The organism is Lysobacter sp. Root916 (assembly GCF_001429785.1).
Taxonomy (GTDB): Bacteria; Pseudomonadota; Gammaproteobacteria; order Xanthomonadales; family Xanthomonadaceae; genus Lysobacter.
In genome coordinates this window covers 1,299,710-1,322,604 of sequence record NZ_LMJF01000001.1, presented here as the reverse complement: position 1 = coordinate 1,322,604, position 22,895 = coordinate 1,299,710, and the positions used below count along the sequence as shown (strand labels likewise).

18 protein-coding genes are annotated in these 22,895 nt (G+C 68.4%); 11 read left to right on the top strand and 7 right to left on the bottom strand.

Annotated elements, in window-relative coordinates:
- Window positions 1–101: 101 nt before the first annotated feature.
- Together ASE35_RS05990 and ASE35_RS05985 are read right to left on the bottom strand one after the other, a co-directional pair.
- Window positions 102–365, bottom strand: a complete 264-nt coding sequence (locus ASE35_RS05990) for a hypothetical protein (protein ID WP_235570000.1) — start codon at window positions 363–365, stop codon at window positions 102–104.
- On the bottom strand, window positions 344–8,902 hold the full coding sequence (locus tag ASE35_RS05985; protein WP_057163439.1) for a glycoside hydrolase family 94 protein: 8,559 nt from the start codon (window positions 8,900–8,902) through the stop codon (window positions 344–346). Before ASE35_RS05985 ends, ASE35_RS05990 begins: the two co-directional genes overlap by 22 nt.
- A gap of 367 nt (window positions 8,903–9,269) precedes the next feature.
- On the opposite strand from ASE35_RS05985, the gene ASE35_RS05980 reads away from it, so the two are divergent.
- From ASE35_RS05980 to ASE35_RS05965, 4 genes are all read left to right on the top strand, one after another.
- The gene (locus ASE35_RS05980; RefSeq protein WP_200956992.1) at window positions 9,270–10,406 is read left to right on the top strand and encodes a HAMP domain-containing sensor histidine kinase; all 1,137 of its coding nucleotides are present in this window, start codon (window positions 9,270–9,272) and stop codon (window positions 10,404–10,406) included.
- A 146-nt stretch (window positions 10,407–10,552) separates the two neighbouring features.
- Window positions 10,553–10,864 carry a hypothetical protein gene (locus ASE35_RS05975; RefSeq protein WP_056175006.1) on the top strand — a complete coding sequence of 104 codons (312 nt, stop codon included), beginning with the start codon at window positions 10,553–10,555 and terminating at the stop codon, window positions 10,862–10,864.
- Window positions 10,865–11,293: 429 nt separating this feature from the next.
- A complete protein-coding gene (locus ASE35_RS05970) occupies window positions 11,294–12,052 on the top strand; it encodes a CPBP family glutamic-type intramembrane protease (RefSeq protein WP_056175003.1) in 759 nt (252 codons plus the stop codon).
- A gap of 200 nt (window positions 12,053–12,252) precedes the next feature.
- Complete coding sequence (locus tag ASE35_RS05965) at window positions 12,253–12,816, top strand: hypothetical protein (protein ID WP_057163220.1); 564 nt, start codon at window positions 12,253–12,255, stop codon at window positions 12,814–12,816.
- A gap of 55 nt (window positions 12,817–12,871) precedes the next feature.
- Here the strand turns inward: ASE35_RS05965 and ASE35_RS05960 are convergent, their stop codons facing one another.
- A complete protein-coding gene (locus ASE35_RS05960) occupies window positions 12,872–13,564 on the bottom strand; it encodes an alpha/beta hydrolase (RefSeq protein WP_057163219.1) in 693 nt (230 codons plus the stop codon).
- Between the two features lie 454 nt (window positions 13,565–14,018).
- Entirely contained in the window at window positions 14,019–14,390 is a 372-nt protein-coding gene (locus ASE35_RS05955) for a helix-turn-helix domain-containing protein (protein WP_056174996.1), read from the bottom strand.
- Between the two features lie 89 nt (window positions 14,391–14,479).
- On the opposite strand from ASE35_RS05955, the gene ASE35_RS21075 reads away from it, so the two are divergent.
- From ASE35_RS21075 to ASE35_RS05940, 4 genes are all read left to right on the top strand, one after another.
- The gene (locus ASE35_RS21075) at window positions 14,480–14,842 is read left to right on the top strand and encodes a hypothetical protein (RefSeq protein WP_157489293.1); all 363 of its coding nucleotides are present in this window, start codon (window positions 14,480–14,482) and stop codon (window positions 14,840–14,842) included.
- Window positions 14,842–15,300 carry a hypothetical protein gene (locus tag ASE35_RS05950; protein WP_057159427.1) on the top strand — a complete coding sequence of 153 codons (459 nt, stop codon included), beginning with the start codon at window positions 14,842–14,844 and terminating at the stop codon, window positions 15,298–15,300. The genes ASE35_RS21075 and ASE35_RS05950 overlap by 1 nt, the downstream gene beginning before the upstream one ends.
- A 56-nt stretch (window positions 15,301–15,356) precedes the next feature.
- Window positions 15,357–17,546 carry a CHASE domain-containing protein gene (locus ASE35_RS05945; protein ID WP_057163218.1) on the top strand — a complete coding sequence of 730 codons (2,190 nt, stop codon included), beginning with the start codon at window positions 15,357–15,359 and terminating at the stop codon, window positions 17,544–17,546.
- 182 nt (window positions 17,547–17,728) lie between these two features.
- A complete protein-coding gene (locus ASE35_RS05940; RefSeq protein WP_057163217.1) occupies window positions 17,729–18,097 on the top strand; it encodes a hypothetical protein in 369 nt (122 codons plus the stop codon).
- 180 nt (window positions 18,098–18,277) lie between these two features.
- On the opposite strand, the gene smpB is transcribed toward ASE35_RS05940, so the two are convergent.
- A complete protein-coding gene (gene smpB / locus ASE35_RS05935; protein WP_056174987.1) occupies window positions 18,278–18,790 on the bottom strand; it encodes an SsrA-binding protein SmpB in 513 nt (170 codons plus the stop codon).
- 42 nt (window positions 18,791–18,832) lie between these two features.
- Between smpB and ASE35_RS05930 the strand changes: the two genes are divergently transcribed.
- Window positions 18,833–19,267, top strand: coding sequence for a type II toxin-antitoxin system RatA family toxin (locus ASE35_RS05930; protein ID WP_056174984.1), 435 nt, complete (start codon window positions 18,833–18,835; stop codon window positions 19,265–19,267).
- The gene (locus ASE35_RS05925; RefSeq protein ID WP_057159425.1) at window positions 19,264–19,545 is read left to right on the top strand and encodes an RnfH family protein; all 282 of its coding nucleotides are present in this window, start codon (window positions 19,264–19,266) and stop codon (window positions 19,543–19,545) included. The genes ASE35_RS05930 and ASE35_RS05925 overlap by 4 nt, the downstream gene beginning before the upstream one ends.
- 55 nt (window positions 19,546–19,600) lie before the next feature.
- Here the strand turns inward: ASE35_RS05925 and ASE35_RS05920 are convergent, their stop codons facing one another.
- On the bottom strand, window positions 19,601–19,996 hold the full coding sequence (locus ASE35_RS05920; protein ID WP_056174978.1) for an outer membrane protein assembly factor BamE: 396 nt from the start codon (window positions 19,994–19,996) through the stop codon (window positions 19,601–19,603).
- A gap of 190 nt (window positions 19,997–20,186) precedes the next feature.
- On the opposite strand from ASE35_RS05920, the gene fur reads away from it, so the two are divergent.
- Window positions 20,187–20,588, top strand: a complete 402-nt coding sequence (gene fur / locus ASE35_RS05915; RefSeq protein ID WP_056174976.1) for a ferric iron uptake transcriptional regulator — start codon at window positions 20,187–20,189, stop codon at window positions 20,586–20,588.
- A 441-nt stretch (window positions 20,589–21,029) separates the two neighbouring features.
- Here the strand turns inward: fur and recN are convergent, their stop codons facing one another.
- Window positions 21,030–22,697 carry a DNA repair protein RecN gene (gene recN / locus ASE35_RS05910; protein WP_057163216.1) on the bottom strand — a complete coding sequence of 556 codons (1,668 nt, stop codon included), beginning with the start codon at window positions 22,695–22,697 and terminating at the stop codon, window positions 21,030–21,032.
- Window positions 22,698–22,895: the final 198 nt, after the last annotated feature.

Genomic DNA, 22,895 nt, shown 5'->3' with positions numbered 1-22,895 from the left:
CGGGACCGCCATGCGGTCCCGTTTCTTTTTGCGAGGCCGACACCCTTGAGTCGTGCGCGCAGCGCGCTTGCGAATCGCAGCGGCGAAGGCGCTCGCGCGCGTCAAGGCAGGGGCGTGCTCCGGTCGCCGGCGTCGGCGTGCCTGGCCAAGCCGTGCGCGAGCAGCATCGCGTCCACGCGTCGCACTACGTGCGGCTGATCTTCCGCACCGGCGCGCGCCAGGATCTGCGAGGCCAGCGCGTCGAATTGAGGCCCGAACTGCGCCGGGTGGCGCAGTCTCTCCAGCCAGGGCGGAAGCATGTCGGCCAGATGATCCAGTTCGGCATCCAGCTCCGCGCGCACGCTCATGCCGGTGGGCGCGGCCATTGCAGCTCGACCTCATGCGCGGCGCCGTCGTCGATCAGCGGGAATGCGAGGTCGGCCTGCTCCACACCGTCCAATCGCAGCGACGTCGAGCCGCCGTCGCATTGGCGCACGCGGATCGAGTAGGCGCTGCTGCCGTGGCGGTACTGCAGGCGATACTCCGGCCATTCGGCGGGCAGGCAGGGACGCAGCGACAGCCGGTCGCCCTGGCGGTGCAGGCCCAGCAGGGATTCGGTGAGCAGGCGGTACATCCAGCCGGCCGAACCGGTGTACCAGGTCCAGCCGCCGCGGCCCACGTGCGGCGCCACGCCGTACACGTCCGCGGCCAGCACATACGGCTCCACCTTGTAGCGCTGCACGTCATCGGCGTCGCGTGCGTGGTGGATGGGGTTGATCATGCGCGCCAGTTCCCAGGCCCGCTCGGCATCGCCGCGGTGGGCGAAGGCCATCGCCGCCCATACCGCGGCATGCGTGTACTGACCGCCGTTCTCGCGCACGCCGGGCACGTAGCCGCGGATGTAGCCAGGGTCCTTGACGGTCTTGTCGAACGGAGGGTCCAGCAGCTGGATCAATCCGGCGTCGCGCCGGACCAAGTGGCGATCCAGCGAGGCCATGGCCTGGCGCGCGCGCTCGGGATCGGCCGCGTCCGACAACACCGACCAGCTTTGCGATATCGAGTCGATCGTGCATTCGTCGCTGGCGGTGGACCCCAGCGGCGTGCCGTCGTCGAACCAGGCGCGGCGATACCACTGCCCATCCCAGGCGTTGGCTTCGAGATTCTCGCGCAGGCGTTGCGCCTGTTCGCGGCAATAGCCGGCAAAGCTGTGGTCCGCGCGCGCGTGTGCGACCTCCGTGAAGGCTTCCAGGGTTTCGAACAGGAAGAAGCCCAGCCACACGCTTTCGCCGCGGCCGGCTTCGCCGACCCGGTTCATGCCGTCGTTCCAGTCGCCGGTGCCGATCAGGGGCAGTCCGCGCTCGCCCAGCAGGGCGCAGCCGCGCTGCAGGGCGAGCACGCAATGCTCGTAGAACGACTGCTGCAGGTAGGAGGGCACCGGCAGGTCGTAGTAGGACTCCTCGTCCGGGTTGACCGGACGCCCCTCGATGTAGCGCACCTTCTCGTCCAGCACGCCGGTGTCGCCGGTGACCGTCAGGTAACGGCAGGCCGCCAGCGGCAGCCACAGGTAATCGTCCGAACAGCGCGTGCGTACGCCGCGGCCCTGGGGCGGATGCCACCAGTGCAGCACGTCGCCGTGCGGGAACTGATGGGCCGCGCACAGCAGCAGATGTTCGCGGGTCAGGGCCGGCTTGGCGTGCACGCTGGCCATCACGTCCTGCAACTGATCGCGGAAACCGAAGGCGCCGCCGGACTGGTAGTAGCCGCTGCGCGCCACGTAGCGGCAGGCCAGGGTCTGGTACAGCAGCCAGCCGTTGGCCAGCGCGTCCACGCTGGGGTCGGGAGTCTGCACCTGCACGCTCGACAGCAGCGTGCGCCAGTAGATACGCACGCCGTCCAGCACATCGTGCGCCCAGCCGACGCCACGCACCTTGGCCGCCAGCCTCAAGGCTTCGCCGTGGTCCTTGCCCATGCCCAGGCGGAACACCGTCTCGCTTTGCTCGCCGGCGGCCAGCACGATCGGCACCTGGATCGCGGCGCAGGGGTCCAGGCCCACGCCCAAGCGGCCGGACAGACGCTCGCGCCGCAGTGCCGCCGGCTCGCCCAGGCTGCCGTTGCGGCCGAGGAACTCGGTGCGGTCGGCGGTATAGCTGCAGCCGTTGGCGTCGGTGTCGAAGAAGGCGACGCGGCCGTTGAATTCGGTGTTGTAGGGATTGCGCGCGGTCAGTACGCCGTTTTCGGCGTTGAGTTCGCTGACCACGTGCATCTGCGACTTGCCGCGCAGGTCGCCCAACACCCATTCCACATAGCCGGTGGCGGACAGCCGGCGCGCGCGGCCGGACAGGTTGCGCACCTTCAGCACCGAGTACTTCACTGCGTCCTCGACGCCCACGTACACCCACAGCTCGCTGGCGATGCCGTCCTCGAGGTGTTCGTAAACGCTGTAACCGAAGCCATGGCGGGTGCGGTAGTCGCCGCGCCCGCGGCAAGGCAGCGGCATCGGCGACCACAGCCGCCCGCTGTCTTCGTCGCGCAGGTAGAAGGCCTCGCCGGCGCTGTCGGCGACCGGGTCGTTATGCCATGGCGTCAGGCGGAATTCGTGCGCGTTCTCGAACCAGGTGTAGCCCGGGGCGCTCTCGCTGACCACGGTGCCGAAGTTCGCGTTGGCCATCACATTGCACCATGGCGCCGGCGTCGGCGCGCCTTCGCGCGAAACGATCACGTACTCGCGGCCGTCGGCGGAGAACGCGCCGGTGCCGTTGTCGAACAGGAACTCCTGAGCCACCGCGTCGAACGGCCAGACGTCCTCGGCTTGGTCGTCGTGCCTGGGCGGCAGACCGTTCGATGCGTCCGTATCGGCGACCGCGGCCAGCTCCGCCGCAGCTTCCGGCAGCAGGGCGGGGATCGCCCGTTCCGGAGGCACGTGGCGGCCGATCTGGGCCGCCAGGGTGCCCTTCTGATCGTCGACGATCACGCGCGCCACCGACTGCAGCAGGATGCGATCCTCCTGCGAGATCTGCTGGGCCGGGCGCACGAAGATGCCGCCCGGCCGATCGAGAATGTTGCCTTCGGGGTCGGCCGAGACCATGCCCAGGATCAGGTCCTGCAGCTGCTGGCGGTAGCCGGCCTGGCTTTCGTTCCAGATCACCAGATCGGCGCGCAGGCCTTTGAGGCGCCAGTACGCGTGCGCCTGCACCATCTGCCGCACCAGTTCGATGTTGTCGGCGTCGGCGATGCGCAACAGCACGATGGGCAGGTCGCCGGAGATCGCATGGCCCCACAGGCCGGATTGGCCGCGCTGGTTCTGCAGCAACACCGCCGGATCGGCGCGCAGCAGGGGATGGGCGTACACGATCAGGCCGGCCAGGCGTTCGTACAACTGCGCGTCGGCCTGCGAAGCGTTGATCTGGCGGCGCACCACCTGGCTGTGCGTCCAGGCCAGATCGAACACGCGGTCGGCCAGGCGACGGTCGCGGTACTTGTCGACCAGCCCCATGCAGGCGTCGCGATCCGCGCCCACGCCGGTGACCATGTCGATCATCGCGGTCTGCCCGGGCGCCAGTTCGATCCGGCAGCGGATCGCCACGATCGGGTCCAGCACCGAGCCTTCGGTATCCGACAGCGCCACGTCGATCGACAGCGCGCGCGGCGTGCGCGGGGTGTTGCCGCGGCCGAGGAAGCGCGCGCGGTCGGTCTCGTAGGAAATCGCTCCGATATCGGCGTCGTGCGCGGCGACCAGGTGGAACATCCACGGCGGCACTTCGTCATGCGAGCGCGGGCGTCGCGTGCACAGCAGCGCCTGCTTCTGCCTGAGGATCTCCGACTGCACGAACAGATTGCTGAAGGCCGGATGCAGTTCGTCGGCGATCGCCGGCGCCAGCACGACTTCGGCGTAGGTGGTGATCTCGATGGTGCGCGTTTGCCGGCTGCGATTGCTCAGGCGCAGCCGGCGCAGCTCGATGTCGTCCTCGGCCGAGATCGCGATTTCCAGGTGGCTCTCGTAGCCGCGCTTGCGCCCGCGGAACTCGGCCTTGGCGTCGGAGAAGATCGCCTCGTACTGGTCCACCTGCACCCCGGTCGGCTGCAGCGCGGCCGACCAGAACTCGCCGCTGTCGACGTCGCGCAAGTAACAGAAGCTGCCCCAATGGTCGCGGGTACCGTCCTCGCGCCAGCGCGTGACCGCCATGTCCTGCTGGCGGCTGTAACCGCCGCCGGCGCTGGTCAGCAGGCCGTGATAGCGCCCGTTGGACAGCAACTGCACGGCCGGACGGGTCGTGCCGGGATTACGGAAGATCCGCAGCTGGGTTTCGGTTTCGCCGGCCGCGCCGCGCGAACCCAGGGTTTCGGCCTCGTGCGGATGGAACACGCCGGTATGCGGGATGCGTTCCTGCAACAGCAGCAAGGTGGCCTGGAACTCGGCGTCGGCGACGAAGCGCCGCTGCATGGGCTGGTGGCGCAGCAGATGGTCCAACGAGAGCAGACCCATGCCCTGGTGGTGAGCCATGAACGAGCGCACCACCACGCAGTCCTGGCCGTGCGGCACGCGCGCCGGCGTGTAGTCGATCGCTTCGTACAGGCCGAAGTCGCCGCCGAAGCCTTGCGCGGTCAGCCGCTGCAGGTTCTGGCAGGCGGCTTCCGGCGCCACCATCAGCGCCATCATGCTGGCGTAGGGCGCGATCACCAGGTCCAGGCCCAGACCGCGCTTGAGGCCCAGGCCCGGCACCCCGAACGCGCGGTACTGGTAGTTCATGCGCGCATCGACGGTGTTGTAGCCGGACTCGGACACGCCCCAGGGCACGGCGCGCTGCGCGCCGTGCGCGATCTGCGCATCCACCGCGTGGCGCGAGGTCTGGTCGAGCAGGGTGTCCGGATAGCTGGGCATCACCAGTTGCGGCATCAGGTACTCGAACATCGAGCCGCTCCACGACAGCAGCGTGGCGTCGCCGTTGACCTCGGTCAGCAGGCGTCCCAGCGCGAACCAGCTGTCCTGCGGCAACTGGCCCTGGGCGATCGCCACGAAGCTGCACAGCCGCGCCTCGGAGGCCAACAGATCGTAGTAGCCGGCGTCCAAGCGATGCTCGTCCACGTTGTAGCCGATCGACAGCAGATGGCGCGCGCGGTCGTAGAGGAATTCGTATTCCATCAACGAGAACTGCCCGGCGACGTGCGCGAGGCGTTCGAGTTCGTGGACGCGTGCGCGCGCGCGCTCCTGCGCCGTGGCGTTGGAGGATCGGGCCTGCAATTCGCGCAGGCTGGGGATGGGCTGGCTTTCGTCGTCATCGGTCGGCAGCGGCAGCAGACCGAAATGCCGCAGCTCGGCCAGCGCGGAGCGACAGGCGGCGGCCAGGGCGTGGACCCAGTGATCGGCGATCGGGTCCTCGCTCGCGGGCCACACCGCCAGCACCTGGTCGGCGTGCGCGAGCAGTTCGGTCAGAGCGCGTTCGGCATCGCCCACGGTGACGGGCGCCTGTTCGAGCAATGGATCGAGGGTGGCGCGCAGATCGGCCAGGGCGCGCGTCAGGGCCTCGCCGTCGAGACCGGCCGCGCGTTGGGTTTCCTCCAGCACGCCCAGGGTGTCGGCCAAGCCGGCATAGGTGCTGGGCGCCAGCACCGGTGCCTCGATCAGCGCTAGCAGGCCCTGGCGCAAGGTCAGCAGATGGCCGGCGAGGTTGCCGCTGTCGACCGTGGAGATGTAGCGCGGCGGCAGCGGCTGCAGTGTTTCGGTGTCGTACCAGTTGTAGAAATGGCCGCGGTGGCGCGGCAGCGTCTCCAAGGTGGCGAAGACCCGGCGGGTGCGTTCCAGCACGCCGTCGGTCTGCAGATAGCCGAAGTCGTAGGCCGACAGATTGGCCAGCAGCGACAGGCCGATGTTGGTCGGCGAGGTGCGGCGCGCGACCACCAGGGCGGGGTGCTCCTGCACATTGTCCGGCGGCAACCAGTGGTCCTCGGCGCGCACGTAGGTTTCGAAGAAGCCCCAGGTGCGGCGCGCCAATCGGCCCAGGAACGCCAGCTGCGTGGACGACAGATCGGCATCGCGCTGGGGCGGCGGATGGCCCAGCCAGGCCATCAGCGCGGGCGACAGCAGCCACAAGCCCAACAGGGGCAGGGCCAGCCATAGCGAGGTGGGCCGCACGGCGACCAACAACGCCGCCGCGGCGACGGCGAACAGCGGCGCGGCGAGCATGCCGCGCAACTCCGCGCCCATGCCGCTGCCCAGGCTGCGTTCGACCTCGCTGGACGGATTCCACTGCAGCAGATGGCGACGGCTGATCGTCAGCCGCCACAGCGTGCGCGCGATCGCGCCCAGGCTCAGCAGGGCTTCGTAGGGCAGACAGGCCAGGCCGACCGCGGCGCGCTGCAATTGCAACAGCGTGGACTTGCCCACTCTGAGCAGATGGCTCTCCAGCGGCATATCCACCGGCACGACGAAGGCTTCGCGCACCGCCGGCAGCAGCACCGGCAGCAGCCACAGGCACAGCAGCCATCCGGTCCAGGCCAGCGGATGCGCCGAGTACAGCCAGCCCCACAGCAGCAGGGCGGTGGCGGCGGCCGGCACCAGGCTGCGGCGCAGGTTGTCGAGCAGCTTGCCGCGCGACAGCCACGACAGCGGATTGCGCTCGTAGCCGCCCTGCGCGCGCGGCACCCAGGGCAGCAGCCAGGGCAGCAGTTGCCAATCGCCGCGTATCCAGCGGTAGCGCCGCTTCGCATCGGCGGCGTAGCGCGAGGGGTAGTCCTCGAACAGGCGCACGTCGCTGACCAGTCCGGCGCGCGCGTAGCAGCCTTCCAGCAGATCGTGGCTGAGGATGCGGTTGTCGGGGAAGCGATCGGCCAGCGCCGCTTCGAAGGCGTCGACGTCGTAGATGCCCTTGCCGACGAAGGAGCCTTCGCCGAACAGGTCCTGGTACACGTCCGATACGGTGCGGGTGTAGGGATCGATACCCGGTTCGCTGCCGAACATGCGCGCGTAGCGGGTGCTGCGGCGTCCGCTCTGGCTGGTGCCCACGCTGGGCTGGAGGATGCCGTAGCCGCGCACCACGCGGCCGCGCTGGGCGTCGTAGCGGGCGCGGTTCAAGGGATGCGCGAGGGTGCCGACGAACTCGCGCGCGGCGTCGCGCGGCAGGCGGGTGTCGGTGTCCAGGGTGATCACGTAACGCACCTGGCTCAGCGCCTCGGTGTTGCCGGTCACTCGCAGGAACTCGTCCTGCGCGCCGCCGCGCAGCAGGCGGTTCAGCGCCGCCAGCTTGCCGCGCTTGCGTTCGTAGCCCATCCAGCGGCGTTCGCGCGGATTCCACTGGCGCGCGCGATGGAACAGGAAGAAGCGGTCGCCGTCTTCGGGCGCATAGCGCTCGTTGAGGGTCGCTATCCGCTGCGCGGCCCGCGCCAGCAGCGCATCGTCGGCCGGCAGGCTGGCCTGGTCGGCATCCAGAAAATCGCTGAGCAGGGCGAAATGCAGGTGGCGGTCGCGATTGGCCAAAAAGCGCACTTCCAGGCCCTCGGCCAGGCTGTCCACCGCGTCGGCGCTGCTGAGCATGCATGGCACCACCACCAAGCTGCGGGCCTGCGCCGGTATGCCCTCGGAATAGTCCATGCGCGGCAACGGCCGCGGCGCGACCAGCAGGGTCGCGATCCAGTTGACCAGGGCGATGCCCAGTTCGCTGTAGGCGATCGCCGCCAGCACGGCCAACAGCCACAGCGTCGCCGGGTGCTGCGGCAGTTCGGAGCGGTGCGAGAGCAGGCCCCATGCGAACAGGCCGGTGACGGCGGCGATCGGCGCCAGGTAGGCGCCAAGCGGAATGCGCGCGGGGCGCAGGCGCAAGGGCCGGCGCTCGGGCCCGGACGCGGCCACCGCCGCCCGGGTCAGGGGCACGCCGTCGTCGACCAGGTAGTAGCCGACATGCGCCTGGGTGTCGTCGGGTGCGGTCGCTGCGGCGCGCGAACGCGCCAGGCCCAGTACCAGCTCGGCGACCTCCGGTTCGCTGGCGCCGCTCAGGCGCGCCATCTTCTCGATCACGTGGCGGTAGCCGTCGCGCGTGCTGAAGTCCATCAGGGCGTAGGTGCCCGCGGGGTCTTCGCGCAAGCGATGTTCGACCACGCTCATGTCTTCGACGAACTCGCGCCAATCCATGGTGGCCAGGAAGCGCAGGCTGCCGATGCTGTTGCTGATCGAAACCTGGTCGGCGGCTTGCTGCTGGCTTTCCAAATGCACCAGTTCCTCGATGCTCTGGCCGCCGTCGACGACCCACTGTTCCAGCCAGGTGATCGGCATCGAGAACGCGCCGCCGCGGCCCTGTAACCCGCGCGTGAGCTCGGACACGAAGGCGCCGGTGAGCGGCGGCTGCGAGCGCGCCATGTCGGCGACCATCAGCACCACGTCCTTGGGGTTGTCGGCGGCGGTGCGATTGAGCAGATCGGCCCACTCGCGCGCCAGACGGTGGTCGGCGCCGTCGCGCATGACCCGCACGGCCATGCGGCGCAGGTTGTCGAGCAGCGCCAGGCGCAACATGATCGGGATGGCCCACAGCTCGCCCAGCTTCAGCGGGGCGACCGACTGATAGGCGGCGACGAAGCGGCCGATGGTTTCGGCGTCGATGCGGCCGTCGCCGTGGGCGATGGCTTCCAGCGACAGGTCGTAGACGCGCGGCAGGCCGCTGGAGGGCCCCTGGCTCAGCGAGGGCAATTGTCGGCTATAGCCCTTGGGCAGATGCCGGCGCGCGGTGTGGATCTGTTCTTCCACCAGGTAATAGTTGTCGAGCAACCATTCGCCTGCCGGTGTGATGCGCATTTCGTCCTGCACCATGCGGGTGAGCAGGGTGGAGGCGTCGTCGAGCAGGCCTTCGTTCTCTTCCAGGCGACGCAGCAGCAGTTCCGGACCGGCGCGCGCGTGCAGCCGGTGCGAAGTCGCCAGGGCGCGGCCGTGCAGTTCCATCTGCTCGGCGTTGAACAGTTGCGATCGCAGGGGTTCTTCGGACGTCAGCGTGCGCTGGGTCGCTTCGCGGCGCCAGCGCCATAGGCGCCTGCGCAGGCGCAACCAATGACTGAACATCCTCCATAACTGAGGCATCGGAGACCTAAACAAGGGCGATCAGTCGCCGAGGCCTCGATCCTGGCATCTATCGCGGTACAACAAGGTGAAAATCGATCGGTCGCTTGCCTGCGCGGGCTCGCAACGCACGCGGCATCGCCGCGCTAGCGATCGTGGGTCCATGCATCGTGGATGCAGGTTGCGCCGCCCGTAGGCGCGCTTACGCGATCAACGGTGCGGCGGATGGCCGCATATAGCGTATGGTCCAGGCATGATGCACGAATTCCTCACTGCGAACCGGATCGAGTTGATCGCACGGTGCCGTGAGAAGGTCGCTCAGCGCGGGACGCCGGGTGCGTCCGAGGAAGAGCTCGCATACGGCATCAGCACTTTCCTGGATCAGCTGATCAAGACGCTGGTGGTGGAAAAGACCGCCACGCCGATGCGCAGCCGGGAAGTCTCGGGGCCTTCCGGCGGCGGACAGCCGAACTTGTCGGAGATCGGCGAATCCGCCACCCAGCACGGCCGCGAGCTGCAGCGCCACGGCTTCACCGCCGAGCAGGTGGTGCACGATTACGGCGATCTTTGCCAATCGATTTCGGATTTGGCGATGGAACGCGGTCAGGCCATCGAAGTCGACGAATTCCGCACTCTCAATCGCTGCCTGGACAACGCCATCGCCAATGCGGTCACCGAGTTCGGCTACCAACGCGACTTCGTGATCGCCGACCGCCAGGCCATGCATCTGAACGAGCGCCTCGGATTCCTGGCGCACGAGCTACGCAACCAGCTTTGCACCGCGACGTTAGCCCTTTCCATCATCAAGCAAGGCAACGTGGGCTTGTCGGGCGCGACCGGCGGGGTGCTGGATCGCGCGCTGGTCGGCTTGGGCAATCTGATCGATCGTTCGCTGGCGGAGGTGCGGATGACGGCGGGGTTGCCGATTCAGCACCGTTTGTTCTCGCTGGCCGACTTCATCGCGGAGGTGAAGCAATCGGCCTCGCTGGAAGCGCAGGTCGTCGGCTGTTCCCTGACCGTATCGGATGTCGATCCGCTGCTGGCGGTGGACGTGGATCGCGACCTGTTGCTGTCCGCCGCCGGCAATCTGTTGCAGAATGCGTTCAAGTTCACGCATCCGGGCAGCGAGGTGGTGCTGAACGTCTACGCCTTGTCCGATCGCATCTTCATCGACGTGCAGGACCACTGCGGGGGGCTGGCACCCGGTGCCGCCGAAGATCTGTTTACGCCGTTCACGCAGGGCGCCGCGGATCGCAGCGGCTTGGGACTGGGCTTGTCCATCGCGCGCCGCGGCGTGGCAGCCAATCACGGCACGCTGGGCGTGCGCGACCTGCCGGGCGTCGGATGCGTATTCACGATCAATCTTCCGCGGCATGCCGTGGCGGCGTAGCGCGTGTTTCGAAGGTCGCCACGACCGCCTCAGGGCCAGGTCGTCGGGGAGCCGATGTTCGCGGGCGAAACTCCGGTCGTTGGCAAGCCCGGCAGCTTCGCTGAAGAACGCCAGGCCGCTGCGCGAGTAAGGCCTATAATGCGCGGATGGATTACCAGCTCATCATCAAGCTGTGGCGCAAGTCGCTGACAGACGAGACCTTTTTGACCACGCTGGAAAGCCAGCTGAAGGCGGCCTTGGGCGACACCGTGGAGCTGGAGGGCTACGACGTCAGCCCGAAAGAGATCAATGTGTTCATGACCACGGCCGATCCGCGCCATTCTTTCCGGCGCGCCCGCAGCGTGCTGGAGACACTGGGCGTGGCGCAGGGCGTGTCGGCCGCCTTCCGTCTCGTCGGCGGCGCCAGTTTCACCTCGATCTGGCCGCTGCGCGCGATGCGCAAGTTCACGCTGCCGTAGAACAGGCGCGAGGCCAGGGCGCCGGTGCGCGCTGCGCCAACGCCGAATCCTGACCCCAGTCACGGATCGCGCCCCGAATGAAGCGAGACGGCCTTGGACTTGCGTGGAACACCTCGCTAGGGTCGTAAGCGTTCGCTGTCCGTTTCCGGTTGCGGCTTGCGTTGGACGATGGTCGGGCGTGCGAAAGCCCTGCGGGCGGTTGTCGCTGGTGCAGGCGCGGCCCGGTGCGCCGATGTGCCACCCCAGACGGAGTCCGCCACGAGCTCAGGGAGACGTCCGCATGACCCGCAGTCGGTTCGACCTTAAGCGCGCGAAGGTGGGGGCAGGGCGGTGGTCGCCCGTGGAGCTCGTAGGCAGGCCTACGCGTATCGCCTGGCGCGCCGCGATTCGTTCGCTCGGTTCGGTTCACGCCCATTCGGAAATGCGCTCATGACCGAAGTCACGCCAGACCGCAGCGACTATCCGAACGACGATTTTCCTTACTACAACGCGAGGCCGGTCGCGATTTCGGGCGCGCAGTGGCTGTTCGTGCTGCTCATGGTCGCGATCGGCTTCGCAGTGCTTGCGGCGCCCATCCCGCTGTTCCGCGACGGCTGGGGCCAATTCATTCCCGCGGTCGCGTTCTTCGCGATTCCGCTGCTGGGCCTGGCGATCGTCGCCCCGCATCACTGGACCGCCGTCTTCCGTCGCGTCGGCTGGCGAGCGCTGCTGTGGATGCTCGCCTTCGCCGCGCTCAATCTGCTGGTCAGCCTGGCGGTCGGCCTGCTGGTCATGAAAGGGACCGGTGTCGCCAGTAATCCGGCCTTCGCCATCCTGGCCCAGCAAGGCACAGGCGAACGCGCGTTGTTCTTTCTCAAGACGCTGCCGCAACTGTTGGGCGAAGAAGTGCTGACCGTGCTGCCTTTGCTGGCGCTGACCTGGTACCTGCACAGCAAGCGGGGCTGGTCGCGTTCGCGCGCGCTGCTGGCGGCGTGGCTGGCGACCGCGGCCATGTTCGGCGCGCTGCATCTGCCCACCTACGGCTGGAACCTGCTGCAGTGCCTGGTCGTGATCGGCAGCGCGCGGTTGGTGCTTACGCTGGCCTATCTCAAAACCAAGAACCTGTGGGTGTCGTTCGGCGCGCATGTGATCAACGACTGGTCGCTGTTCGGTATCGGCCTGCTGGGCGCGAGCGCGAGCGCCGTGTGAGCTTGCCGGTGCGGTTCGTGGCGGGCGCCGAAGTATGCGTACCGAGTTTTCACCGGATCGAGGTGGGCAAGATGGCAAAAATACGCGCACCGCCATCGACGCCATCGACGTTCGGGTTTCATTGGCGGGTGCACGGGCATCATCAGCTCCGTGCGTCCGATTGCCGCAACGCGCTTCCCCCAACCCAAGGAGTTCCCAAGATGAAATGGATCCTCGTCTCCACCGCCGCCGCCGCGTCCCTGTTCGCCTGCAATGCCTACGCCGGCCTGCCGCAGCTCAACGGCACCTGCCCGGGCAAGCTGTCGGTGCACGCCGACGAAGGCGGCCCGGTGTACATCAACGGCAAGGAAACCAAGCTCAAGCGCTTCAACGACAACTACTACGAAGCCAAGGACGCCACCAGCGGCGTGACCTTGTCGATCAGCATCAATCCCGACGGCTCGCCCAGCCTGTCCTACACCGGCAAGAACCGCGCTAACGGCGTGTGCCAGCTCGGTGCCGCCGCCGCCGCGCAGCCCGCGGCCGCGCCCAAGACCGGCGCGCGCGAATCGCATCCGGCCGCCGAGAAGGCCTGCCTGGCCGCGGTCGCCAAGACCACCAACGTCCAGGCGAACACCCTGTCGGTGATCAGCGCCGAGTGGAGTCAGGCCGGCACCGGGGTCAAGGTCAAGGTGCCGGGCGCCGACGCGCCGTGGGCCTGCATGGTCGACGACAAGGGCAAGGTCTGGAACGTCAGCTACACCGGTTCGGAAGGCAAGCTCTAAGCCGAAGATCGGTTTGAGACGCCGCGCGATCGGCAAGATCGCGCGGCGTGCGGGCTCAGGCCGTGGCCTGGGCGGCCTCGTCGATCAGCGCGGCGACTTCGGCTGGCTGCGAGGCCAGCGAGGCGTGGCTGGCCGCCAGCTCTATCACCTTGCGCGCGCCCATTCGCGCCGACATGCGCTTTTGGTTCTCGGGCGCGATCATGCGGTCCTGGCTGGAGATCTGATACCAGGACGGCTTGTGTTTCCAGGCCGGCGCGCTCACCGCATCGCCAAAGGTGCTGGCCAGCGGCGCCTTCTGGGTGATGCCCATGACGTAGCCCTCGTCGGGCGTGAGGTCCTGGCAGAAGCTTTCATGGAACTTGTCGGCCTGCACCCACAGGTAGCCGTCGCTGTCGGGCGCCAGATTCGAGGCCGCGATCGGCACGTGCTCCTGGGTGATGCCGCCGGGACTTTCGCCGGCATCCGGCGCGAAGGCGGCGATGTAGACCAGGGCGACCACGTTGGGCAGGTTGCCCGCTTGGCTGATCACCGCGCCGCCGTAGGAATGCCCGACCAGCACCACCGGCCCGTCGACCTGGGCGACCATCTTGCGGGTGCGCTCGGCGTCGTCGGCCAGCGAGGTCAGCGGCAGCTCGACCGCGCCTATCGAGCCATAGCCCTGGCGCTTGAGCTCCAGGATGACCTTGTTCCAATGGGCGGCGCCGCCCCAGAAACCGTGTACCAGCACCACCGTGGGCTTGCCGCTCATGATCGCTCTCCTGACGTTGGGGGCGCCGACGGTGTGCCGGCAGGGCCGGTCGGCGCGGCCTTGGCGGGCGGACATCGGTCGAGCCGTAGGCGGCGGGGAGCGGATCCGTGCGGTGGCCGGTGCGATGGCGGTCGAGCGGTGCGGCCCGCACAGACTCGATCCGGGCGCGTTAAGTCCGGGCGAAATGTGGCGCAGGTGTGGATGCTGAGATAGGCGGGCGACGGACCCTGACGCAGGGGCGGACGCAGGCCACGAGCCGCGTCGCGATCGCGTCGTGTCCGGATACGACGCGCCCGCGATGCCGGTGCCTATCCGCGGCCGCGTGGTCGGTCCCGCGCGCGGAACTGCGCGCCTGATCTCGCCCCATGCGACGCGCACGGCGCAGCCTCGACGCAACGGCCGTCGTGCCGATGGGAGGGAGGTGCGATCCGCGCCGGTCAGGCCCCGCGCTGGCTCAATGGCCGTCCAGCAGCTCGATCAGGGCGCGCCGCTTCTTGCGCGACAGCTTGCGCATCAGGCCCATCAGGCGCAGTTCGTCGGGGTCGCTGTATTTGGTGGTCTGGTCGCGCACCGACAGCGACTTGCCTTCGATGGTGCCGCGGCCGGTGGCCAGCCATTCGAAGCTCACATGCTGCTGCACCGCGATCGAGAGCATGCGCTCCAACTCGGGCAGGGCCAGGCCGATCAGCCATTTGCGCGCGGTCTCGCGGCTGACGCCGTAGTAGGAGGCGAGCGCGCCGGTGCGGGCGCGGCCCTTGGCGAAGCCGGAGAAATCCAGCGCCTGATGCAGGCGGCGGGCGAATTCGTCGTGGGGTGTATTGCTCATGCGGTACCGCCTGTGCGTCCTGCCAGGCTCGATCGGTTGTCCGTCACCGGGTGTCCACTCGTTCTTGCGCGGGAGAGCGCAACTCATTCTTGCGCATCTTGTGGAAACGAATCACACTTTTTGGGTGTTGTATTTCGCTATTTCAAGTTGTATATTGCGGTGGCGTAGACGACGATAGGGATGTCGTGGCCGATACAGCTCGTGCAGTACCAGCCGCCAGCGCGGAAGGCGGAAATTCCCGCGAAAACCCGATCCAGCGTTATGTCGCCTGCTTCGCGACAGTCGGGTTGGCGGCCAAGGCCGCCGGTGTGTCCACAGAAATGCTGCGTCAAATGCGTATTCGTGGCTTCGTTTCTACGCGCAACCGAGCTTTGCGCATGGCCGAGGCTTGCGCCGGGCGGGTCAGCGCGGTCGAGTTGATGGCGCTGCCGCGTCGGGCCGGGCGGGGCTGATGCCGATGGGCCGGCCGGACCCGCGGGTCGAGGCGCCCGGACGCGAATCCGACACCACCGCCCTGGTGGCGGTCGCGGCGGCCGAACCGGCGTCGCCGCTGCGCGCGGACTGGGCCGATGCCTCGTCCGTGGCGGCCGGTCTGGCCGCGGCGCTGGCCTTGCTGATCGCGGCCGCGGCCTGCGCGCTGGCGGTGTCGATGCGGCGCCAACCCAGCTTGCCGGAGCTGGCCGAACGCGAGAGCGATAACGGCGACACGCTGTTGTGGCTGGCGCGCGAGATCGAGCGTCACGTCGCGCAGTCGGAGCAGGCCGGACGCAACGCCGGCGAGCAGCGGCGCTGGGCGCGCCTGTGCCGGCGCATCGCCGGCGAACATCTGGAGTGCGTGAACGCCTTGATGCTGGAGGGCCTGCGCCGCGAGGCGCCGTCGCCGTCCCGGCGCGAGGCGGCCGAACCCTAAGCGGCGGGCGTGCCGCAAACGTGCCTCGGCGCTGGCTCGGCTTGTATGCTCGCGCTATGAGCTCAACCCATTCGGACGATTCCGCCGCGGCACAGCTGTCTGGCCTGGTGCCGCGTCGCAGCTATCTGCTGGCCTTGCTGGTGCTGATCGGCGCGCTGGTGCTGGTGTTCACCACCTGGACCGTGGCGCGCGATCGCGAACTGCGCACCGCCGAATCGGAGTTTCAGGTCCAGACCGAGGTCATCACCGACCTGATGCGGCAGCGCCTGATCTATTACGAATTGGTCGCCGGCGGCGGCGTGTCGCTGTTCGCCTCGGTGGCGCGGCCGACCCCGCAACAGTGGCGCGCCTACGTCGAGGGCATGAACCTGAGCCAGCGCTTCTCGGCGATGCTGGGGCTGGGCTTCGGCGGCTACGTGCGCAGCTCGCGCCTGCCGGACCTGCAAACCGAATGGCGCGAATCCGGCTACGGCCTGCTCGAGGTGCGGCCGCGCGGCGTGCGCCGCGACTACGGCCCGATCCTGTACCTGGAACCCAAGACCGCGGCCAACGTGGCGGCGATCGGCTACGACATGTACTCCGAGCCGACCCGCGCGGCCGCGATGCTGGCGGCGCTGGAATCCGGCCAACCGCAGCTGACCGGGCCGTTGCAACTCATCCAGGACGGAGCCGAGAAGCAGACCGGGCTGGTGCTGTACCTGCCGGTGTACCGCGGCGGCGATCGGCCGCAGAGCCTGGACGCGCGTCGCAGCTCGATGCAGGGCTGGGTCTACGTGCCGTTCCGCATGCAACGTTTCGCCGAGAATTCGATGGGCGGCGCCTTCAAGGACGCGCGCTTCCGCGTCTACGACGTCGAAGGCGCCCGCAGCACCTTGCTGTACGCCAGCCCGCGCGGGCGCGACGAGGTGGAGTCGGCGTTCCGCCACTCGACCACACTGGACGTCTACGGGCGGCGCTGGCGGTTGGAGTTCGAATCCAGCCCGCAGGCGCAGTCGGCGCCGCGCCTGGCCAGTCTGCAGAACATGCTGGCGCTGGGCTTGTTCGCCTCCCTGCTGCTGTACGCGGTAGCGCTGACCCTGGCCCGCACCGAGGCGCGCGCCCGCAAGATCGCCTTGCGCATGACCGAGGACTATCGCCGCAGCGAAACCCGTTTCCGCAGCGCGATGCGCTATTCGGCGATCGGCAAGGCCCTGCTGGACAGCGAAGGCCGCATCGTCGAGGCCAATCCGGCCCTGGTCGCGATCGTCGGCAACAACGAAGCGGCCTTGCTGGGCACGCGTTTCGATGCCCTGTTCGATAACGAGGACCACGAACTGATCGGCAAGGCCACCGGCCGCACCGACACCGACGGCGTGCACCGGGCGACGCGGCGCCTGCATCGCGGGGACGGGCTGGTGCGTCAGGTCCAACTGACCTATTCGCCGGTGCCCGGCAACGTCGGCCAGGACATCACCGGCCTGGTCCAGATCGAGGACGTGACCGAGCGCTTGCGCGCGGAGGCACGCGTGCACGCGCTCAACCGTACCCTGGAGGCGCGCGTGGCCTTGCGCACGCGCGAGCTGAGCGTGGCCAACCAGGAGCTGGAGGCGTTCGCCTACAGCGTCTCGCACGATCTGCGCGCGCCCTTGCGCGCGATCGAGGGCTTCAGCCGCATCCTGATCGAGAAACACGCCGCGCAACTCGACGACTCCGGCCGCGACTACCTCAGCCGGGTGCGCAAGGCGGCCGGGCGCATGGGCGAGCTGATCGACGCCCTGCTGCAGATGTCGCGTCTGGCGCGCAGCGAGCTCAAGTTCGATCGCATCGACCTGAGCAGGATGGCCGGAGAAATCGTCGAGGAGCTGCGCACCGCCGACCCGCAGCGCAGCGTCGAAGTCGAGATCGAACCCGGCCTGACCGTGGTCGGCGATGCGCCGCTGCTGCGTAACCTGCTCGCGAACCTGCTGGGCAACGCCTGGAAGTTCACCCGCGGCCAGGCTCAGGCGCGCATCGCGTTCGGCGCCACCACCAATGCGCAGGGGCTGACGGAGTTCCACGTACGCGACAACGGCGCGGGCTTCGCCCAGGAATACGTGGGCAAGTTGTTCCGGCCGTTCCAGCGCCTGCACACCGACAGCGATTTCCCCGGCCACGGCATCGGCCTGGCCTCGGTCAAGCGCATCGTCGAACGCCACGGCGGCAGCATCCGCGCCGAGGGCGTGGAAGGGAAGGGCGCGACGTTTACGTTTACCTTGCCGGGGGAGTAGTTGTTCGTCGCGGTGCGGCTCGATGGAGTTCAATGCCGCGGCGACGACAGCCATGTGGGCTATCGATAGGGCGAGCTGTGTCCGGTGGCATGGGCAAATTTGTCTTACAGTGTGCTGACATTCATTCCCGTACCGCCGCAGCCGTGTCGACGATCGGCTGGTTCGTGCCTAGGTAACCCGCGATGTCCTATCCCCTGCATTCGATACACGGTTATGTTCATCTATCCCGGATCGGCGTGCTGGTGGAGTTCGGATTAGAAACGGACTTCGCCGAGCGCACGGAAGAGTTCAGGCAGCTTGCCCACGACATCGCGTTGCATATCGCCGCCATGGCGCCTGCGGATATCCCCAACTTGCTGTCGCAGCCGTTCGTCAAATACCCCGAGCGGACGGTGGGAGAATCGATGGAAGAGGTCGCAGGGCGGCTGCGCGAGCGGCTTGCGGTGGTTCGCTTCATCCGCTGGAATACGCAACTCGCCGAGCGCGACGGTGCCGAACCCGAGCCTCCGCGGCCTCCGGCGGTCGCAGCCGGGTTGCGACTGATTCGCTAGATTCCCGGGCGAACGGCGCTCGACTCGTAGGATGGGGTGAGTCGAAGGCGAACCGTAGCCGCGCGTGGGCCCGGCCCATGGCGGGACTTTCAGGCGTCGGTCCTCGCACGCGCGCCCATTCCCCTCTCCCGGCAAGAGGGGCTAGCGAATCCGATCTCCAGGCTGCAACCGGCTACGCCCTCAAGCGTCGCGGTTATGGCGCCGCATCGTGCGCTGCTTTTCGCGCGCCCAATCCTTTTCCTTGCTGGCTTCGCGCTTGTCGTGGCTCTGTTTGCCCTTGGCCAGGGCGATCTCGGCCTTGACCTTGTTGCCCTTCCAGTACAGCGCGGTGAGCACCACGGTGTAGCCGTCGCGTTGGATCCGGCCGATCAGGTTGTCGATCTCGCGCCGGTGCAGGAGCAGCTTGCGGGTGCGCCGTTCCTCGGCCACGACGTGGGTCGAGGCCGAGATCAGCGGATTGATCTGGGAGCCGTACAGGAACATCTCGCCCGCGCGGATGACCGCGTAGGCATCGGTGATGTTGGCGCGCCCGGCGCGGATCGACTTGAGCTCCCAGCCCTGCAGGGCCAGGCCCGCCTCGAAGCGTTCCTCGAGGTGGTAGTCGTGGCGCGAGCGCTTGTTCAGGGCAATGGTGCCGCCGGCGCCGCCCTTTCCTTTATCCTTGCCGGCCTTGTTGTTTGCATTTTTAGCCATCGCGCCATTGTCCTCGATTGCGCGGCCGCTAGCGAATATTCCATGCCGACCATCCGTCGTTCCGCCCTAGTCGAACATTCCGCCGCGCGCATGTACGCGCTGGTCAACGACGTCGCGGCCTATCCGCGGCGCTTCGACTGGTGCGAGAACGCGCAGGTGCTGGAGGCCAGCGACAGCCACATGGTGGCGCGGCTGGACCTGGGACTGGGGGCGCTGCGGACCTGGTTCACCACCCGCAATACCCTGTCGCCGCCCCACCATATCGAGCTCAAGCTGGTCGACGGCCCGTTCCGCCAGCTCGGCGGGCGCTGGGAGTTCCACGCCCTGGACGAGTCGGCCTGCAAGGTCACCCTGACCCTGGAGTTCGAGCCGGCGGTGAAGCTGCTGGGCCCGGCGATGGCGATCGGCTTCCAAAGCCTGGCCGACCGCATGGTCGACGACTTCGTGCGGGTCGCCGATCGCGGGGACGAGGCGTGAAGATCGAGCTGGTCCGCGCCTGGCCGCGGCGGTTCGAGACCTGCGCGCTGGACCTGCCCGAGGGCGCGCGCGTGCGCGACGCGCTGGCCGCGGCGGGCTGGGCGCGGGACGAGGAGGCGGTGGCTTATGCGGTGTACGGGGTGCGCGCGGAGCCCGACGCGGTCCTGCGCGATGGCGACCGGGTCGAGTTGCTGCGGCCCCTGCTGGCCGATCCCAAGGACGCGCGCAGGCGCCGCGCGCAGGCGCGCGGTCCGCTCAAGGGCGGCTCGTCCAAGTAAGGGGCAGGCACCGCTTGGCGGTGCCGGAAACGCTGGAAACCGGAGAAGCGCGGCCTCAGCGGCGGCGCTTCTTGTCCTTTTCCTTGGCCAGGTTGCGGCCGAACTGCTTCGGCGCGGCCTTGGCGATCTGCTCGTCCTGCTCCGGGAAGTAGTCGCCGTCCCAGCGGGCCAGGGCGTCGTTCTCGAAGTACAGGACCAGGTTCTTCTTCTCGGTCCGCGCCAGGCGGCCGGTGCGCTGGGTCGCGGTGTAGTCCCAGCGATCGTGGTGGAACGGGTCTTCGATCGAAGGGCTGCCCAGCAGCAACTGCACCTGCTGCTTGGTCATGCCGGTCTGCAGCTGGTCGACCGCGGTCTTCTCGAGCAGGTTGCCCTGGTAGATCGGCTGCTTATAGAGAATGCCGCAACCGGAGGTGATCAAGGCGATCGAAAGGACGAGCAGGAGCTTGCGCATCGTGTGCTGGGACCTATGTCTGCGACGGGCGGGTAACGCGCCGATGATACACTGAAGGCCGCATCCACAAGGGGTGGACCGGGGCGCGCCGAGACGCGTTCATCCGCCGTTCCGGCCGCGGCCGCCGCGCCGCCGGCGCGCGAACGCCGACCCGGGCCGCCCAGTCAGCACGATAAAGAAGGACGATCAGATGGAATCGCAGGACCTGCGCAACGCCGGACTCAAGGTCACCCATCCGCGCATGCGGATCCTGGAGCTGCTGGAGCAATCCAAGCCGCGCCACATGACCGCCGAAGACATTTACCGGCTGTTGCTGGAAAAGGGCGAGGACATCGGCCTGGCCACGGTCTACCGCGTACTGACCCAGTTCGAATCCGCGGGCCTGGTGCTCAAGCACAACTTCGAGGCCGGGCAGTCGGTGTACGAGCTCGACCGCGGCCATCATCACGACCACATGGTCGACATCGAGACCGGCAAGATCACCGAGTTCGAGAGCGCCGAGATCGAAGAGCTGCAGCGCAAGATCGCGGCCAAGCACGGCTACGAGATCGAAGAGCACTCGCTGGTGCTGTACGTGCGCAAGAAGCGCTGAGGGGCGCGGTGCGGGATCGGTGGAGCGCCGCGCTCGCCGGTGCCGCCAGACTAGAAGGGCCCGCTCATGGCGGGCCTTTGCTTTGGTGCGGGCCGTGTTGCCGCGGCAGGCTTAGGTCCAATACGGGACGCGTCCGCGGCGTCGTTCGCGCGCTGACTCCACTCGGCACGTGAGTGGTCACCCACTATGGAACCGAGAGGTTCTAGGGCGCTTGCGTCGTCGGCGATAGGCCGAGCAAGTCACTGGATCCCCGCCTTCGCGGGGATGACGAATCGAGAGTGGCCACGGCACGCAAAGCTCTTCCGATTCCCGATTCCCGATTCCCGATTCCCGATTCCCGATTCCCGATTCCCGATTCCCGAATCCCGAATCCCGAATCCCGAATCCCGAATCCCGAATCCCGAATCCCGAATCCCGAATCCCGAATCCCGAATCCCGGCCTTAAACCACATCCGCCAGCAGCCGCTTGGCCGCCGCGCGCACTTCCTTGGTCAGCTCGACGCCGCCGAGCATGCGCGCCAGTTCCTCTTCGCGCTGCTTGGCGTCCAGGCGCTGGACCGCGCTCTGGGTGACGCCTTCGCTGGCCGACTTGCTGACCCGGTAGTGGGCGTGGCCCTGGGCCGCGACCTGGGGCAGGTGGGTCACGCACAGAACCTGGCGGCTCGCGCCCAGGGCGCGCAGCTTCTGGCCGACGATCTCGGCCACGGCGCCGCCGATGCCGGAGTCGACCTCGTCGAAGACCATGCTGGGGACCGTGTCCAGGCCCAGCGCGGCGACTTCGATCGCCAGCGAGACGCGCGAGAGCTCGCCGCCGGAGGCGACCTTGCGCAGGGCGCGCGCGGGCTGGCCGGGGTTGGCCGCGACCAGGAACTCGACGCGCTCGCTGCCCTGCGGATCGGGGCGGTCTTCGTCGATGGGCTCCAGAGCGATCTCGAAACGGCCGCCGCCCATGCCGAGTTCGCCGATCAGGCCGGTGGTCGCGGCCGACAGGGCCTGGGCGGCGCTCTTGCGCGAGGCGGTCAGGGCGTCGGCGTTGCCGCGCCAGGCCTTGCGCGCGCCGGCGATCTCGCCGTCCAGGCGCGTCAGGCGTTCGCCGGCGCCGCGCAGGACGTCCAGTTCGGCGCCCATGCCGTCGCGGTGCGCGGCCAGTTGTTCGGGGGCGACGCGGTGCTTGCGCGCGAGCTCGTGCAGACGGCCCAGGCGTTGTTCCAGGGTGTCGAACGCGGACGGGTCCAGGTCGAGGTCGTCGCGCACGCGGCCGAGCAGGGCCAGGGCTTCGTCGACCTGGATCGCGGCGGCGTCGAGCATGGCGTCGACGTCGCTCAGGCGCGCCTCGTGCTCGACCACGCGCTGCAGTTCGGCGCGCACCTGCTGCAGATTGCGCGACAGCGAGGGGCCGTCCTCGCCGCCGAGGCGGGCGAAGGCGTCGTCGCAGGCGGCGATCAGGCCGGCGGCGTGGGCATGGCGCTTGTGATCGGCGTTCAGGCGCGCGATCGCCTCGGGTTCCAGGGTTTCGCGCTCGAGTTCGGCGTGCTGGTGCTCCAGCCAGCCGATGCGTTCGGAGACGTCGCCCTTGGCGATCAGGGCGTCGCGTTCGCGCAGCAGGGCGCTCCAGTCGCGCGCGGCGGTTTCGACCGCGGCGCGCGCGGCATCGTTGCGCGCGTAGGCGTCGAGCAGGGCGAGCTGGCTGGCCTTGGACAGCAGGGCCTGGTGCTCGTGCTGGCCGTGGATCTCGACCAGGCGCGAGGCCAGGTCGGCGAGCTGGCCCAGGGTGGCCGGGCGGCCGTTGATCCAGGCGCGCGAGCCGCCGTCGGCGCGGATCACCCGCCGGACCTGGCAGCTGTCGTCCTCGTCCAGTTCGTTCTCGCGCAGCCAGGCCGCGGCCGGCGCGGCGTCTGCCAGCGAGAAGTCGGCGACCAGTTCGGCGCGGTCGGCGCCGTGGCGGACCACGCCGCTGTCGGCGCGCAGGCCGCTGATCAGGCCCAGGGCATCGACCAGCAGCGACTTGCCGGCGCCGGTTTCGCCGGAGATCACGGTCAAGCCCGGGCCGAACGAGAGTTCGGCCGCGCTGACCACGACGAAATGCTTGAGAGAAAGGTGGGTGAGCATGCGCTGGCGGCGTTGTGGAGCGGCGATTGTGCCGGGTCGGGGGTGACCGGGCTAGCAGGGAATGCCGCCAATCTGTGTCGGATTAGTCTCCAGGGTTGAGATTGGGCGGCGGTGGGCAAGTTTCGAGTGCGGGCGGCGCGATCGCGGGTTACGTCGCTCCGACGGGAGGGCGGAACTCGTTAGGTATCGAGCTTGGGG